The organism is Mesorhizobium sp. P171375 (assembly GCF_057786075.1).
This window is the reverse complement of record NZ_JBYNWF010000001.1, coordinates 3,222,158-3,236,764: the sequence shown is the minus strand read 5'-3', so window position 1 is coordinate 3,236,764 and position 14,607 is coordinate 3,222,158. Positions and strand designations below refer to the sequence as shown.

At 62.5% G+C, this 14,607-nt stretch carries 12 protein-coding genes, 1 tRNA gene and 1 pseudogene; 5 read left to right on the top strand and 9 right to left on the bottom strand.

Translation table 11 applies throughout. The features are described from left to right. Positions 1-34: 34 nt before the first annotated feature. The 4 genes from ACYHH6_RS15500 to ACYHH6_RS15485 are packed head-to-tail and all read right to left on the bottom strand — an operon-like array spanning position 35 to position 3,811. Complete coding sequence (locus ACYHH6_RS15500) at positions 35-826, bottom strand: ABC transporter permease (RefSeq protein ID WP_352584684.1); 792 nt, start codon at positions 824-826, stop codon at positions 35-37. After that, entirely contained in the window at positions 819-1,706 is an 888-nt protein-coding gene (locus ACYHH6_RS15495) for an ABC transporter permease (RefSeq protein ID WP_352584681.1), read from the bottom strand. Before ACYHH6_RS15495 ends, ACYHH6_RS15500 begins: the two co-directional genes overlap by 8 nt. Further along, positions 1,703-2,740, bottom strand: coding sequence for an ABC transporter ATP-binding protein (locus ACYHH6_RS15490; protein ID WP_352585229.1), 1,038 nt, complete (start codon positions 2,738-2,740; stop codon positions 1,703-1,705). The genes ACYHH6_RS15495 and ACYHH6_RS15490 overlap by 4 nt, the downstream gene beginning before the upstream one ends. Positions 2,741-2,767: 27 nt before the next feature. Further along, positions 2,768-3,811, bottom strand: a complete 1,044-nt coding sequence (locus tag ACYHH6_RS15485) for an ABC transporter substrate-binding protein (RefSeq protein ID WP_352584679.1) — start codon at positions 3,809-3,811, stop codon at positions 2,768-2,770. Between the two features lie 199 nt (positions 3,812-4,010). On the opposite strand from ACYHH6_RS15485, the gene ACYHH6_RS15480 reads away from it, so the two are divergent. Next, on the top strand, positions 4,011-5,024 hold the full coding sequence (locus tag ACYHH6_RS15480) for a LacI family DNA-binding transcriptional regulator (RefSeq protein ID WP_352584677.1): 1,014 nt from the start codon (positions 4,011-4,013) through the stop codon (positions 5,022-5,024). A gap of 67 nt (positions 5,025-5,091) precedes the next feature. Here ACYHH6_RS15480 and ACYHH6_RS15475 read toward each other — a convergent pair whose 3' ends face one another. Together ACYHH6_RS15475 and ACYHH6_RS15470 are read right to left on the bottom strand one after the other, a co-directional pair. Continuing rightward, complete coding sequence (locus tag ACYHH6_RS15475; protein WP_352585228.1) at positions 5,092-5,874, bottom strand: DUF1499 domain-containing protein; 783 nt, start codon at positions 5,872-5,874, stop codon at positions 5,092-5,094. Positions 5,875-5,981: 107 nt separating this feature from the next. Next, complete coding sequence (locus tag ACYHH6_RS15470) at positions 5,982-7,610, bottom strand: fatty-acid--CoA ligase (protein WP_352584675.1); 1,629 nt, start codon at positions 7,608-7,610, stop codon at positions 5,982-5,984. 209 nt (positions 7,611-7,819) lie between these two features. Here ACYHH6_RS15470 and ACYHH6_RS15465 point away from each other — a divergent pair, with 209 nt between their 5' ends. Together ACYHH6_RS15465 and ACYHH6_RS15460 are read left to right on the top strand one after the other, a co-directional pair. Further along, positions 7,820-8,251: a hypothetical protein gene (locus ACYHH6_RS15465; RefSeq protein WP_246691212.1), complete on the top strand. Its 432-nt coding sequence runs from the start codon at positions 7,820-7,822 to the stop codon at positions 8,249-8,251. A 142-nt stretch (positions 8,252-8,393) separates the two neighbouring features. Continuing rightward, complete coding sequence (locus ACYHH6_RS15460) at positions 8,394-8,783, top strand: DUF427 domain-containing protein (protein ID WP_352584673.1); 390 nt, start codon at positions 8,394-8,396, stop codon at positions 8,781-8,783. Between the two features lie 134 nt (positions 8,784-8,917). Here the strand turns inward: ACYHH6_RS15460 and ACYHH6_RS15455 are convergent, their stop codons facing one another. From ACYHH6_RS15455 to ppdK, 3 genes are all read right to left on the bottom strand, one after another. Further along, complete coding sequence (locus ACYHH6_RS15455; protein ID WP_352584672.1) at positions 8,918-9,715, bottom strand: polysaccharide deacetylase family protein; 798 nt, start codon at positions 9,713-9,715, stop codon at positions 8,918-8,920. A 90-nt stretch (positions 9,716-9,805) separates the two neighbouring features. Then, positions 9,806-10,909 (bottom strand): glycosyltransferase family 9 protein, encoded by a 1,104-nt coding sequence (locus ACYHH6_RS15450; RefSeq protein ID WP_352584670.1) that lies wholly within the window; start codon positions 10,907-10,909, stop codon positions 9,806-9,808. A gap of 175 nt (positions 10,910-11,084) precedes the next feature. Beyond that, positions 11,085-13,790 carry a pyruvate, phosphate dikinase gene (ppdK, locus tag ACYHH6_RS15445; RefSeq protein WP_352584668.1) on the bottom strand — a complete coding sequence of 902 codons (2,706 nt, stop codon included), beginning with the start codon at positions 13,788-13,790 and terminating at the stop codon, positions 11,085-11,087. Between the two features lie 220 nt (positions 13,791-14,010). Between ppdK and ACYHH6_RS15440 the strand changes: the two are divergent. Together ACYHH6_RS15440 and ACYHH6_RS15435 are read left to right on the top strand one after the other, a co-directional pair. After that, positions 14,011-14,354: pseudogene (locus tag ACYHH6_RS15440) on the top strand (VOC family protein). Positions 14,355-14,463: 109 nt separating this feature from the next. Continuing rightward, a tRNA-Gln gene (locus tag ACYHH6_RS15435) sits at positions 14,464-14,538 on the top strand. Positions 14,539-14,607: the final 69 nt, after the last annotated feature.

Genomic DNA, 14,607 nt, shown 5'->3' with positions numbered 1-14,607 from the left:
GCGTGCTGATTGGTAGGCATGTTTCCAGTCTCGGTCAGGATTTTTGGCGAAGGGTCACGATCAGGACGGCGACCACGACGACGACGGTCCACAATGTCGAGATCGCCGCAATCGTTGGATCGATCTGATCGCGCAGCGACAGGAACATGAGCTTCGGCAGCGTGCTGTTTTGACCGCTGGCGACGAAGATCGAAATGACTGACTCGTCGAGCGAGGTCAGGAAGGCCATCAGCGTGGCCGACAACAGACTGATCCGGAGTTGCGGGACAATTATGCCGCCAATGGCTTTTGCCCAGTTTGCGCCCAGGCTGCGCGCCGCCTGAACCTGGTTCCAGTCAAAGCGGATCAGTGCCGGCAGCAACACAATGCACGCGACCGGGATGGCCAGCACCACGTGTCCAACCAGCACGCCGAACAGCGTTCCGACCAGACGTTGCGCCGCCAGAACAAAGAACAGACCGATCGCCAGCAGGATGCCCGGCACAATGGACGGGGTGAGCAGAACGCCCTGAATGGTCAGGGCGGCCTTTCCGCCGAGCCTGTTCATCGAGATGCAGGCCAGCAGCCCCAGCGGCACCGCGACCGTCGCCGTCAATGTCCCCAGGATCAGGCTCGTCCTGAGCGCGGCCATCCATGTCGCCGAACCGAAGAACGTCTCGTACCAGCGCAACGAGTATGCGTGCGGCGGGAACTCGAGAAGATTGGATGCCGAAAAGGAGAGCGGGACGACGACGAGCGTCGGCAGCATCAGGAAAATCATTACGAGCGCGCAGAAGCTCCACAGAAGGATACGGGCCAGCCTGTTGTCCGGATAGGCTTCAAGCATGGGTCGCGCCGACACTGTTGCGCGCCATCAGTCGCCGCGCCCCCAGGAACATCATGCCGATCAGCGCCATGAGAACGAGCAACAGAATACCCAAGACGCTCGCCGACCCCCAATCCTGAAAGGTCGATAGCGTGCGCTCGATCCGGATGGAGAGCGGATTTACCTTGCCGCCGCCAAGCACCGCCGGCGTTATGAAGAAACCTATGGTGTAGATGAAGACGATCATCGAACCCGAGAAGATGCCGCCGGCAGAAAGCGGCAGAATGACCGTGCGGATCGCTTGCCCGAGGGTAGCGCCCATGCTCGCCGACGCGCGAATGAGGTTTGCGTCGATATCGCGCATCGCTGCATAAACGGGCAGCAGGAAGAGCGGCAGCATGTAGTGAACCATGCCGATGAGCGTTCCTGTGAAGTTGTAGACCAGCGGCAATGGCTCCGCTGTCAGGCCTGAACCGGTCAATGCCGCGTTGATCAGGCCATCGCGCCGCAAGAGCACGAGCCAACCATACGTCCGCACCAGAATGGAGGTCCACAACGGCAGCATGACGAAGGCCATCAGCAAATTGGCCACCTTCGGTCTGGCGCTGGCCAGGGCGAGCGCCAGGGGGGTGCCGAGAAGAATGCAGATCGCCAGCGTGCCCAGGGATAGCTCAAGGGTTGTGACGAGCGCCGACCATGTCAGCCCGCTCGACAGCACCTTCTCGTAATTGCCGACGGTGTATTCGCCCCCCGTGGTCAGGAAGGATTGCCGGATGATCCAGAGGATGGGCAGTATCGCCGCCAGTCCAACGATGAAAAGTGCCGGCAGCGAAAGCGAGAGGAAGAACCGCCGCTCGCGTCGAGCGTCTGCCGCGAGCGCAGGATCGGCGATGACGGTCACGCTCTCGCTCCCGGTATCGCGTGAACTTTCGCCGCTGGTGCATAGGCGGTCACCCGCTGACCGGTGGCAAGCTCGGCGCAGCCACTGGCCAGCGCCGCCGGAATGCAGACAAGAATCTCTTGCCCGCCGTCAAGCGCCAGCGTCAAAAGCCAGTTCTCGCCGCGAAACGCCTTGGCGCGCAGCGTTCCCTCAAGCGCCACCCCGTCCCGCCCAACGAGCTTCGCATCAAGATGGAAGCTTTCTGCGCGGATCATCACAGCTTCGCTTGACGCATCGGTGCCGTCTATTCTGCGCACCGCGCCCGGAGCCACAATGTTGGCCTCACCCATGAACTCCGCGACGAAGCGGGTCGACGGACGATCATAGATCCGCTGTGGCGTGTCGATCTGTTGAATGCGGCCGGAATTCATCACCGCAACCCGGTCTGACATGATCAGTGCTTCGCGCTGGTCATGCGTCACATAGATCGTGGTGATCCCCAGATCGTCGTGCAGACGCCGGATCTCGTACTGCATGGTCTCGCGCAGGTTCTTGTCGAGCGCCGACAACGGCTCGTCCATCAGCATCACGCGTGGCTCGAAGACGATTGCCCGTGCCAGCGCTACGCGCTGGCGCTGGCCGCCGGACAATGCGGCAATGTTGCGCTCCGCCAAACCCTCCAGCTTCACGCGGGCCAAGGTGTCAAGCGCCCGCTGACGCGCCTCCGCTCTCGGCGTCTTGCGCAGCACCAACGGATACTCGACATTTGCCAGAACGTTCATGTGGGGAAACAGGGCGTAGTTCTGGAACACTATGCCGATGTCCCGCTTGTTGGGGGCCAGGCGGGTGATGTCGCGATCATCCAACAGGAGTTTACCGGAATCGGGCCGGACAAAACCGGCCAGAGCCATGAGCAGCGTGGTCTTGCCCGAACCGGAGGGCCCGAGCAGCGTGAGGAATTCGCCAGCCTGAATGTCGAGCGAGACATCGTCCAGCGCGACGTAAGATCCATAGGTCTTGCGCACGCTGTCGATGGTGATCGGGAGCGACTTCATCATGTGCTTCAGCCTTAGAGCTGAGACTCAGCGGGCCATCATCTCATCGAAGGCTTTTTGGGCGGCCTCGCCGTTCTTGACCCACCAGTCGGCGTTCGAAAACACCGAAGTGCCGGCATTTTCAGGCGCCGTCGCCAGGGTCTTGAGGCGATCTTTGGGGATAAGACCACCCTCATAGCCGGCAGGATTGACCGGACCATAGGCGATGAAATCGGTCAGCTTCGCCACCCGTGCGGGCTGCGTCATCGCCGCGATGAGCTTCATGGCAGCTTCCTTGTTCGGCGCCCCCTTCGGCACCGCAAGGCAGTCCGTGCCGATGACGGAACCCTTGAACGTATAGTCGATCGCGCCGCCATCCGTCTTCACCGTCTGGGCTCGCCCATTCCAGGTGACGACCAGATCCGCCTCGCCGTCTTTCAGCAATTGCGCCGACTGCGCTCCGGAGGTCCACCACACCGAGACATTCGGTTTGATCGCGTCAAGCCGCTTGATGGCGCGCTCCAAACCCTCCGGCGTGCTGAGCACGGGATAGACGTCGGCCGGCGCCACGCCATCGGAGAGCAGCGCGATCTCGATCAGGTCCTGCGCATTGGCGCGCAGCGCGCGACGGCCCGGAAATTTGGCGACATCCCAGAACTCCGCCCACGTCTTCGGCGGATTCTCGCCATAGGTCTTGGTGTTCCACGACATGACGGTGCCATAGGAGTCGAACGGATAGCAGTAGTCGGACTTCGCGCCGGCGGGCACGGAATTGGGATCGATGATCTTGTAGTCGAGCGGCTCCAGCAGCGACTGTGCGGCCGCCTGCGCGCCTTCCGGTGAGCCGAGGTGGATGATGTCGGTGGTGATCGCACCCGAAGTGACCTGCATCTTCAGGGCGGCCAGGCCGTCGCTTTGCGTCTCCTCACGGACATCAAAGCCGAGCTCTTTTGCAGCGGGGGCCCACATGGCCTCCTTTATGGCGTTGCCATAGTCGCCGCCCGCGGTGGTGATGGTGACTGTCTGGGCATAGACGGGCAAGGCAACCGAGACCGCGATCGCTGCCAGGGAAATGCGTAGTAAACGGGACATAGGTTCTCCTCCTCCGGATTCATAAAATGCCGATAAGCACGGCTTTTTTGTTAATCGTAACGTTACGATTGCTTAAAATGACATCAGAGTCAAGCTGGTGCCAGGCAGGCCCGCTCAGGTTCGCCGAGCCTGAATTTGACCCTCAGGTCGAATCCGGTAACGTTGCGACGCCCAGCAAGATCAGCCGGCGCTTTCGCAAATGAAGTCGGGCGATATGGCCAATCTAAAACAGATCGCGGCGGAACTTTCCCTTTCGGTGACCACGGTGTCCCGCGCTCTGAAGGATGGGCCGGAAGTGCTGCCCTCGACCATAGCCAGGGTCAAGGAGGCGGCGAAGCGGCTCGGCTATGTTCCCAATCATCATGGTCGCGCGCTGAAAACCGGACGAACCCTGACGCTGACGGCAGTTCTGCCGATGGAGACACGCGACTACCTGTCCGATCTGTTGAAGCTTCCCTTGATCGAAGGCATGACGCTGGCGGCGCGGCAAGCGGGTTATAGTCTGTCCATCTATTCCACCACGCCCGACGACGATCCCGTCGAGAGTGTGCAGCGGCAGCTTCAGGCGCGCAGCTCAGACGGACTGATCATCACCCGCATGGTGTCGGGTGATCCGCGCGTCAAGCTGCTGCTGGATGAACGCATGCCGTTCGTGGCGTTTGGAAGAACCGACCTGGATACCGCGTATCCTTATGTCGATGTCGACAATGAGCAGATTGCCTACGAGGCGACCCGACGGCTCATGGACAAGGGCTGTCGACGCATTGCCCTGCAACTTCTCGTTCCGGAGGACCAGGCGAGCGCCATGCGTCTTTCCGGATATGGAAGGGCAATGGCCGAGGCCGGTATTGCAATCGACCAATCGCTGATCGGTCATGGCATGTTTACCATGGAATCGAGCGCGGCATGGTTCGATCGCCTGCTGGCGTCGTCAGATCCGCCGACGGGCCTGGCATGCGCCAACGAACTGGGCCTTCTGGGAGCGTTACACGCTCTCGGCAAGCGGGGTCTCGAGCCTGGCCGTGACGTCCACATCGTCACGCGTGACAGCACGCGGCTTGCACGCTTCCTGCCGGCAAAGATTGAAGTTCATTTTGTGGACATGGCCGGTGTCGGACGCAAACTTATCGAGATTCTGGAGCGCAGGATCATCAATCCGCTCGGGCCGGTGGAGACATTCTTGTTAAAGGGCAAATTCGACTCTGGGGAATAGTCTGTCCGCAGACTTGAGCCGCATTCTTGCGGCCCTGATTCCGATTGGCTGCAAGATGCTCTGGGTATCACTCGGCCGGAGCCGGCCCCACCTGGCCGGCGACTTCCTGATCCAGTTCTGCCAGAAACTCCACAATACGAGCGGCGTTGTCGCCGAGGTCGTAGCGGCCGTAGCGGGAGGCCGAGCGCATGTCGACGACGACCGTGTCGCCGTCGTTGCTCACCCGGATCGCGACGTCGGCGGGCAGGCCGACCACGAAGCTCCGGGCCACGGCCGATATCGTCACCTCGTCCTGACCGTCTGTCACAGGGTACGGCGCGGTAAGCTGCCAGTCGCGACGGTCGAGCACGGTTTCGACGGCGTCGACGACGGTTTCGAACGGTAGATTGTAGCTGTGCCCGGTGACCAGCGGATAGGCGTCGGCCTGCAGGCGCGCCTCCCCCGGCGTCGGCGGCGCGAGCACGTTCATGTCCTTGGTGCGGTCGCTGGTGTCCAGCACCGGCGGGTTGTCGAGATCGGTCGAGATGTCCCTGAGCGGCGGCGTGGTCGCCACCCAATAGGCAGCGATGCCGTAGGGCGTCAGCACCAGCAGCGCCAGCAAGGCGCCGACCGAGAGGTCGCGCCCGCCACGGCCGCCGAAATGCCACAACCTGGACAAAGCGAGGCCGGCAAACAGCAAAGCGAACGCGGCAAGCAGGGCGACGATCGCCAGCACCCACAGGAAGGCCGGCGTTTCGACCAGTTCGAAATGATGGCCGGCCAGCACGGTCAGCAACAGCACCAGGGCAAAAGCGCCCGTGCGCCGCGACCAGCCGGCCGCCATCGATGTCTGCCGCTCGTCGATTTCCATTGTCTTCAGCACCGCCCCAACCCGCACAGACGCTTAGAGCAAAGCAGCCGCAAATTGAACATCCCTGCTCTAACGTTTTCGAAGGTCAAAGAATCGCACGGTCCCGATCAATCCGTCGGCAGGCGGTAGTCGCTGAACTGCTTGCGCAAGGTGATCTTCTGTATCTTGCCGGTGGCGGTGTGCGGGATTTCGCTGACAAAAGCCACGTCATCGGGCATCCACCACTTCGCCACCTTGCCGGCCATGAAAGCCAGGATGTCGGCCTTGCTCGGCTCCTTGCCCGGCTTGGCGACCACGACCAACAAGGGCCGTTCGCCCCATTTCGAATGATGGACGCCGATTGCGGCTGCCTCGGCGACGTCGGGATGGCCGACGGCGAGGTTTTCCAGGTCGATGGTCGATATCCACTCGCCGCCCGACTTGATCACGTCCTTGGCGCGATCGGTGATCTGCATGTAGCCGCCCGGATCGATATGGGCGACGTCGCCGGTGTCGAACCAGCCGTCCTTGTCGAACTGCTCGGCGCCGACGCCACCATAATAGCCGCTGGCGATGGCCGGGCCGCGCACCTTCAGCCGGCCGAAGGTCTTGCCGTCCCAGGGCAGTTCCTTGTCGTCATCGTCCGTCACCTTCATCTCGACGCCGAAGGGCGGGTAGCCCTGCTTGCCCTGGACATCGAGCCGAGCCTCGCCCTCGAGCTGCTGATATTGCGGCTTCATGGTGCAAAGCGTACCGAGCGGCGACATTTCGGTCATGCCCCAGGCGTGGATGACCCCGACGCCGTAATTGTCTTGGAATTTCCTTGTGATGGCGCGCGGACAGGACGAGCCGCCGATGACGACCTTGCTCAGATGGGGAAGTTTCTTGCCGGTCTCTTCCAGATGTTGCAGCAGCATCATCCACACGGTCGGCACGGCGGCGCTGAAAGTCACCTTCTCGGTGTCGAGCAGCTCGTAGATCGAGGCGCCATCCATCTTGCAGCCAGGCATGACCAGCTTGGCGCCGATCATCGGCGCGCTCTGGCCAAGGCCCCAGGCATTGGCATGGAACATCGGCACGACGGGGAGAATCGTGTCCCGCGCGGAGATGCCCATGGCGTCGGGCATTGCGGCGATCATGGCGTGCAGCACGTTCGAACGGTGGCTGTAAAGCACGCCCTTGGGATCGCCCGTCGTGCCGGAGGTGTAGCACATCCCGGCGGCGGTGTTTTCAGGGAACGTCTTCCAGGCGAAGTCGCCATCGGCCTCGTTCAGCCAGTCCTCATAGGCGACCACATTCGGCAGCGTCGTCTCAGGCAGATGCGCCTTGTCGGTCAGCACGATCACCTTTTTCAGCGATTTGACCGCGCCGGCGATCTTTTCCAGCAGCGGTACGAAGGTCAGGTCGACGAAGATCGCTCTGTCCTCGGCGTTGTTCATGATCCAGACGATCTGCTCGGGAAACAAACGCGGGTTCAGCGTGTGATAGATGGCGCCGATGCCCATGATGCCGTACCAGGCCTCGATGTGGCGCGCCGTGTTCCAGGCCAGGGTCGCGATGCGGTCGCCGAGCACAAAGCCGTCGCGTTCGAGCCTTTGGGCAACCTTGAGGGCGCGGCGATGGATCTCGGCATAGGTGGTGCGAACGACCGGACCTTCGACCGAGCGCGAAACGATCTCTCGCGTCCCGTGCTGCCGCTCGGCATTGTCGATCAGCTTGTGGCAGAGCAGCGGCCATTCCTGCATCAGTCCGAGCATCTGGTTCCTCCCATTTGGTTCCTCGTTCTTCCGTTTTTGTTCCATTGTGAGACGAACGGACAGATTGTCCAGTCATCAAGTCTCCAACCGTTAACGGCTGAAGCAAGCAGTGATCGAATCCCTAGGGAAACCGCCACAATCCGGCCATCGTCGGTGTTAACGTTCGTTAATGGCGCAAGGGGTGCGATAGGCGACTGAAAGAGGTTCGCATGGACGCGCAGCTCGACGACAGGCCGTTGGACGACAGCCAGGCCGAAGACGTGCAGTTGGACGACGTGCAGTTGGATGACATTCAGCTCGACGACAAAGAGCTTGAAGATACACTGGCCGCAAGTCTGGCCGATCTGGTGCCGGAGGCCAAAAAGGTTTCCGAAGACGAATTTGTCGAGGTGGTCGGCGGCGCCCTTGAGGCGGTCGGCGGCACGCTGCTGTTCAAAATGTGCGTCCAGAACGAAGGCGAAGGCCAGCATGTCGCCGCCGCATCGATCGGCGATGGCGGCAATCGCCAGTTCCTGCTGCTCACTTTGCCGACCGGCGGCGGCGCGCTGAAGGTCGAGACCACGTCAAGAAGCACCAATCCGGTGGCCGGCATTGCCGCTGCCTATGCCGGCCTCATGGACGTGTTCAAGACCGCGGCCTGACGTTCGCATATATGTGATCGTTCAACGACCGACTAGGCACGCCTGGCTGTCACGATGGCCTTGCGCAACTGGTTCTCCGCACACACTTAAGAACGTGGGAAGCAATCCCCCGTGCTCCCAATCGGACAAGGAGAACCCCCGCATGGACCAGATCGCCAACCCCGCCCCCGGCTTCCAGAGCAATCCCGGCAAGGTCATCACCGTCGAGCGTTATCGCGGCACGGTGGTCGTGCGTGCCGGCGATACGGTGATTGCCTCATCGACGCGGGCGAAGCTTCTGTCCGAACCGCCCTACCCCCAGCATTTCTACATCCCCTTCGAAGACATCGATTTCACCCAGCTCGGCAAAACCGTCCTGTCGACGCATTGCCCCTACAAGGGCGACGCCAGCTACTGGAGCGTGCTGCCGGCCGGCGAAACCGGCAAGGACGCGATGTGGGCCTATGAGCGACCCTTCGACGAAATGGTCGAGATTCGCGACCACGGCGCGTTTTACGCCAACAGGGTGACGATCGAAGCCACGCCGGCCTGAGGGCTGCGTGCCCTGAAGGTTAGCCAGAACGCTCGTCGCGTCGTCATCATATGACGAAGCTTATAGGCCTCGGCCGAGTCCCGAATGTTGGCGATGGCCCTCAGGCGGCAATGAAAACCGCCTTCCGCCGCAATCTAATCCGTCGTTCCGTCATTGCCGACGCCATCGGCCTCGTCGAGTCTCACGAAGGTCAGCCCCTTGGCCTTCAACGCCAGCAGACCTTGCACGACGCCCTCGCCGGCGGCGTGGGTCGGCTGGTTGATGTGGGCGATGATGACATCGCCGTCCTTGGCGGCGGCGATACGGCGGGCGGTTTCTTTTGCGCCGAGCAACGAGCCGCCATCGCCGTTTATCGAAAAGCCGGCGATCTTGAAGCCGAGCTTGCGGATCATGGCGATGGCCGACGGGCTGTATTCGGCGGTCGCGCCGCGGAACCATTTCGGCGCCGGCTCGCCGGTCCGCGCGAGTGCCGCCGCGCCCGACTCGACTTCGGCCTGCACCGCTTCAGGGCTGCCGGCGCTGCGGATGCCGTAGATTTTCTGCGGCGTGTCGACGGCCGGGATGTGACGGCCGCCATGATTTTCCAGTTCGAACAGATCGGGATGCGCGCGCATGATCTCGACGGCGGCGGCATTGCGCTTCAGCCAGATGCCGGTGACGAAGATCGTCGCCGGAATCCGGTTCTCCACCAGGGCCGAAAGTATCCTCGTATCGGTCTGCCCGCCGCAGGCGTCGAGCGTGAGCGCGACGCGGCCCACATTGTCGCCCGCGTCCGCCTTGAGGCGCAGCGTCGGCTCGACAAGCGGCGCCGCGTGGGCCGCGTGGGCCGCGTGGGCCGCGTGGGCCGCAGACGCGGCCCAGACCGAAAGAGCGATGGCGCAAAGCAGTTTTTGCAAGGGATGCCTGTTTTGTTTCAGAATTGGCGCTGTCATAGCCGCATCCCAAGACCCGCAACAAGGCGGAAATCGGGATATCGGCCATGCAGAAAGCCGATATCCCGACAATGTGACCGCCGCGCACCATCAGACGGCGTGTTCCAGCTCCACTTGCGTCCGCGACAGGACTTGGCGCACCGCGGCGACGACCGGTTCGACCTCCAGGCGCCAGACGCAGCACGCCTTGCTGGGATCGAGCGGATTGCACAGGCTGCCCGCGACGCAATTGCACGGCATGGACGGCTGCAAAGCGAGGCTGGGCACGCCGACCGGCCCCCAAACGGCCGGGCTGGTCAGGCCATACAGGCCGACAACCGGCGTTCCGGCGGCTGCTGCCATGTGCATAGGGCCGCTCTCATTGCCGACAAACAGTCGCGCCTGTTGCAACACCGCCAGCAGCGTTTCCAGCGACAGCGCGCCGACGAGGTTGACGATCGGCGACGCGGCGTGAGCGAGGATCTGCTCGGCGGGCTTGCGCTCGTCCGGTCCGCCGACCAGCACAAAGTCCAGTCCGGTCTCGCGCGCAATCGTGTCGATCACCGCGGCAAAGCGTTCCGGCTGCCAGCGCCGGCCGTGAAAGCTCGCGCCGGCATGCACGGCGATGAAATCGTTCGGGCGCAAACGATGTCTGTCCAGCAATGCCTGGGCCCTCGCCGTCTCCAGCGGCAAGGGCCGGATCGACGGCGCGCGCACGCGCAGAGGGACGCCAAGCGGCTCGAGCGGCGAAAGATAGCGGTAGAGATAGTGCTGTTCGCCAAAGCCGAACGGCCTGGCAAACAGATTGGCCGGCTGACGCTCGTGCCAACGCAGCGGCCTTTCCGAGGGATTGTAGCCGATGCGGGTCCTGACATTGAGGAACCTGACGATGATGCGCGAGGTCTTTGAATCGGTGAGATCGATGGTCAGGTCGAAGCGAAACTGGCGCAGCTTGCTGATCATCGAATAGAGTTCGCGCCCCCGCTCCAGCGGGGTGCCGCGCATAGCCGCGCGGCGGAAGGTCACGACCTCCGAGGCGATGCCGTGCGCGGTCACGAAGCTGGCGAGGCGGGCCTCACAGAGAAAGACGATCCTGACGCCGGGATATTCGAGCTGCAGGTTCCTGGCGAGCGTGGAGGAGAGAACAATATCGCCGATGAACTTGGTCTGGAGGATCAGGATCGAGCGGAAGGGTTTGGGCGAAATCTGCAACATCTGTTTCTCGGCACCGGGCGGGTTGGGGGACCGTGAAACTGGGCAGAAACGATGTCGGGATTGCGTGCCGAGCCGCGCACATCAGCGTGAATTTGCTTACAAAATCGTAAGCTTAGCGCCAAATGGCCACCCCTGGGGTGGCCATTTGCGCGACGCGGAAAGAACTATGTCGAAATCAGGATGCCGCGGCGCTCTTTTTGGGGCGTGGCGCGACCATCTTGGCAATCTGCACCGCGGCCTGCGCGGCGGCCAATCTCGCAATCGGCACGCGGTAGGGCGAGCACGAGACATAGTCGAGGCCGACCTCTTCGCAGAAGCGGATCGAGGCCGGATCGCCGCCATGCTCGCCGCAAATGCCCAGCTTGATGTCGGGCCGCGTCGCCCTGCCCTTTTCGGCCGCCATGCGCACCAGTTCGCCGACACCCTCGATGTCGAGCGAGACGAATGGATCCTGCTCGATGATGCCCTTCTGGCGGTAGGTTTCGAGGAAGGAGGCCGCATCGTCGCGCGAGATGCCGAAGGTCGTCTGCGTCAGGTCGTTGGTGCCGAAGGAGAAGAATTCGGCTGACTCGGCAATGACATGTGCGCGGATCGCGGCGCGCGGAAGCTCGATCATCGTTCCGGTGAGATAGTCGATCTTGACGCCGGTCTCTTCCATGACGCTTTTGGCGACGGCGTCGATGCGCGCCTTGACGTAATCGAGCTCCTTCACAAGGCCGACCAGCGGCACCATGATCTCGGGAACGACCAGCGCGCCGGCTTTCTTGCCGGCCTCGACGGCGGCCTCGAAAATGGCGCGCGCCTGCATCTCGGCGATCTCGGGATAGGAGACCGCGAGACGGCAGCCGCGATGGCCGAGCATCGGGTTGAACTCGTGCAAGGCCTCCGTGCGCTGCCTGAGCTTGTCCGGCGAGACATTCATGGCAGCGGCGACTTCGGCCACTTCGGCTTCCGTCTTTGGCAGGAATTCATGCAGCGGCGGATCGAGCAATCGGATCGTCACCGGCAGGCCGGCCATGATCTCGAACAGTTCGAGGAAATCCGAGCGCTGCATCGGTAAAAGTTTGGCCAAGGCGGTGCGGCGGTCCTTCTCGGTATCGGCCAGGATCATCTCGCGCATGGCGACGATGCGCTCGCCGTCGAAGAACATATGCTCGGTGCGGCACAGACCAATGCCTTCGGCGCCGAAGGAGCGCGCCATGCGCGCATCGAGCGGCGTCTCGGCGTTGGTGCGCACCTTCATGCGGCGCGTCGCATCGGCCCATTCCATGATGGCGGCGAAATCGCCGGACAGTTCGGGCTGCAGCATCGACACGGCGCCCTTCAGCACCTGGCCGTTGCTGCCGTCGATTGTGATGATATCGCCCTTGCGGAAGGTCTGGCCCATCGACATCAGCGTGCCGGCCTTGTAGTCGACGCGCAGCGAGCCGGCGCCCGACACGCAAGGCTTGCCCATGCCGCGCGCCACCACGGCGGCGTGGCTGGTCATGCCGCCGCGCGTGGTCAGGATGCCTTCCGAAGCATGCATGCCGTGAATGTCTTCGGGGCTGGTTTCGATGCGCACCAGGATCGCCTTGCGCCCTTGCGTGTTCAGTTCTTCTGCATCGGCGGACGAGAAAACTATCTCGCCGGTCGCCGCGCCCGGAGAAGCCGGCAGGCCGACGCCGATGACATCGCGCGGCGCCTTCGGATCGATGGTCGGATGCAACAGCTGGTCGAGCGAGGCCGGATCGATGCGAGCGACCGCCTCTTCGGTGGTGATCAGCCTGTCGCGCGCCATTTCGACGGCAATCTTGAGCGCCGCCTTGGCGGTGCGTTTGCCGGAGCGCGTCTGCAGCATCCACAATTTGCCGCGCTCGATGGTGAATTCGAGATCCTGCATGTCGCGGTAGTGCTGCTCGAGGCGGTCGGAGATGTCGACGAAAGAGCGGAACGCGTCCGGCATCAGCTTCTGCAGCGACGGTTTGTCGGAGCCGGCGGCAATGCGCGCCGCCTCGGTGATGTTCTGCGGCGTGCGGATGCCGGCCACGACATCCTCGCCCTGCGCGTTCACCAGGAACTCGCCATAGAGCATCTTTTCGCCGGTCGAGGGATTGCGGGTGAAGGCGACGCCGGTGGCCGAGGTCTCGCCCATATTGCCGAACACCATGGCCTGGACGTTGACCGCCGTGCCCCAGCTTTCCGGGATATCATGCAGGCGCCGGTAGGTGATGGCGCGGTTGTTCATCCAGCTTGAAAACACCGCGCCGATGGCGCCCCAAAGCTGCTCGTGCGGGTCCTGCGGAAACGGCATATCGAGTTCTTCCTCGACCTTGGCCTTGTAGAGCGCAATGACGCCCTGCCATTCCTCAGCGGTCAGTTCGGTGTCGAGCTCATGGCCGAGGCTCGCCTTCTGGTCCTCGAGGATTTCCTCGAACACTTCGTGGTCGAGACCCATGACGACATCGGAATACATCTGGATGAAGCGGCGATAGCTGTCATAGGCAAAACGGGCATCGCCGGAATCGGTGGCCAGCGCCTCGACCGTCTCGTCGTTGAGGCCGAGATTAAGCACGGTATCCATCATGCCCGGCATCGAGGCGCGAGCGCCGGAGCGGACCGAGACCAGCAGCAATTTCGACGGATCGCCGAAACGGCGCCCAGTCAGCGTGCCGATATGGTCCAGCGCTTTGACGACATCGGCCTTCAACGCGGCCGGATAGCTGTTGCCATTGGCGTAATAGGCGTTGCAGACTTCTGTGGTGAGGGTGAAGCCCGGCGGCACCGGCAGGCCAAGGCTGCACATCTCAGCCAGATTGGCGCCCTTGCCGCCGAGAAGATTGCGGTCGCCCGCACGTCCCTCCGCGGCGCCGTCGCCGAAGGTATAGACCCATTTGGTCATGCTCGCCCTCCAAGTCCTTGGAAGATAGACAACACCGGGGCCAAGGCCCGGTTCCCCCCCGCATTCCGACCCGAGCGTTATTATGCTGCAGTGCGAAAGGCAAGGCGTGGTCAGCCAAGCCCGGCCACTACAATCGATTAAGCAAAAGCTGCGTCAAAAAGACTTGCCGACCAGCCGCCCGCGATATAGAACATATCATGAACAAGTTGGGGGTAGCGTGGTGAAACTCAACGGAAAACTCGACTATCTGGAATTGCTGCGACCGGCGGAACGCTGGACAGCGTCAAGGCGTTCTACAGCGCGGCCTTCTCGTGGTCGTTCACCGATTACGGGCCGACCTATTCGGCCTTTGGCGAAGGGCTCGACGGCGGTTTTCAGGCCGATGCCGCGGAAGCGCCGGCCAAACCGCTGCCGGTGCTTTATTCGCAGGATCTGGAAGCAACCCTCGACGCTGTCGAAAATGCTGGCGGCACCATCGTCAAGCCGATCTTCTCGTTTCCGGGCGGCAGGCGGTTCCACTTCACCGATCCGGCCGGCAATGAGTTGGCGGTCTGGGGCGAATAGCGAGCGCTCATGCCAGGCGGTGGATCAGTTTTGCACAGGGCCAACTCGGCATTGAGCTTTCGTGCCGCTCGTCCTATAAGGCCGCGCGCAGCGGGCAAAGCCCGCCTGCTGGGGCGTCGCCAAGTGGTAAGGCATCGGTTTTTGGTACCGACATTCCCAGGTTCGAATCCTGGCGCCCCAGCCAGTTCACACGCCTTTTGAAATCAATGATTTACAGACGCCATGAATGGCTGTCGTCAGCGGCTATCCGGCT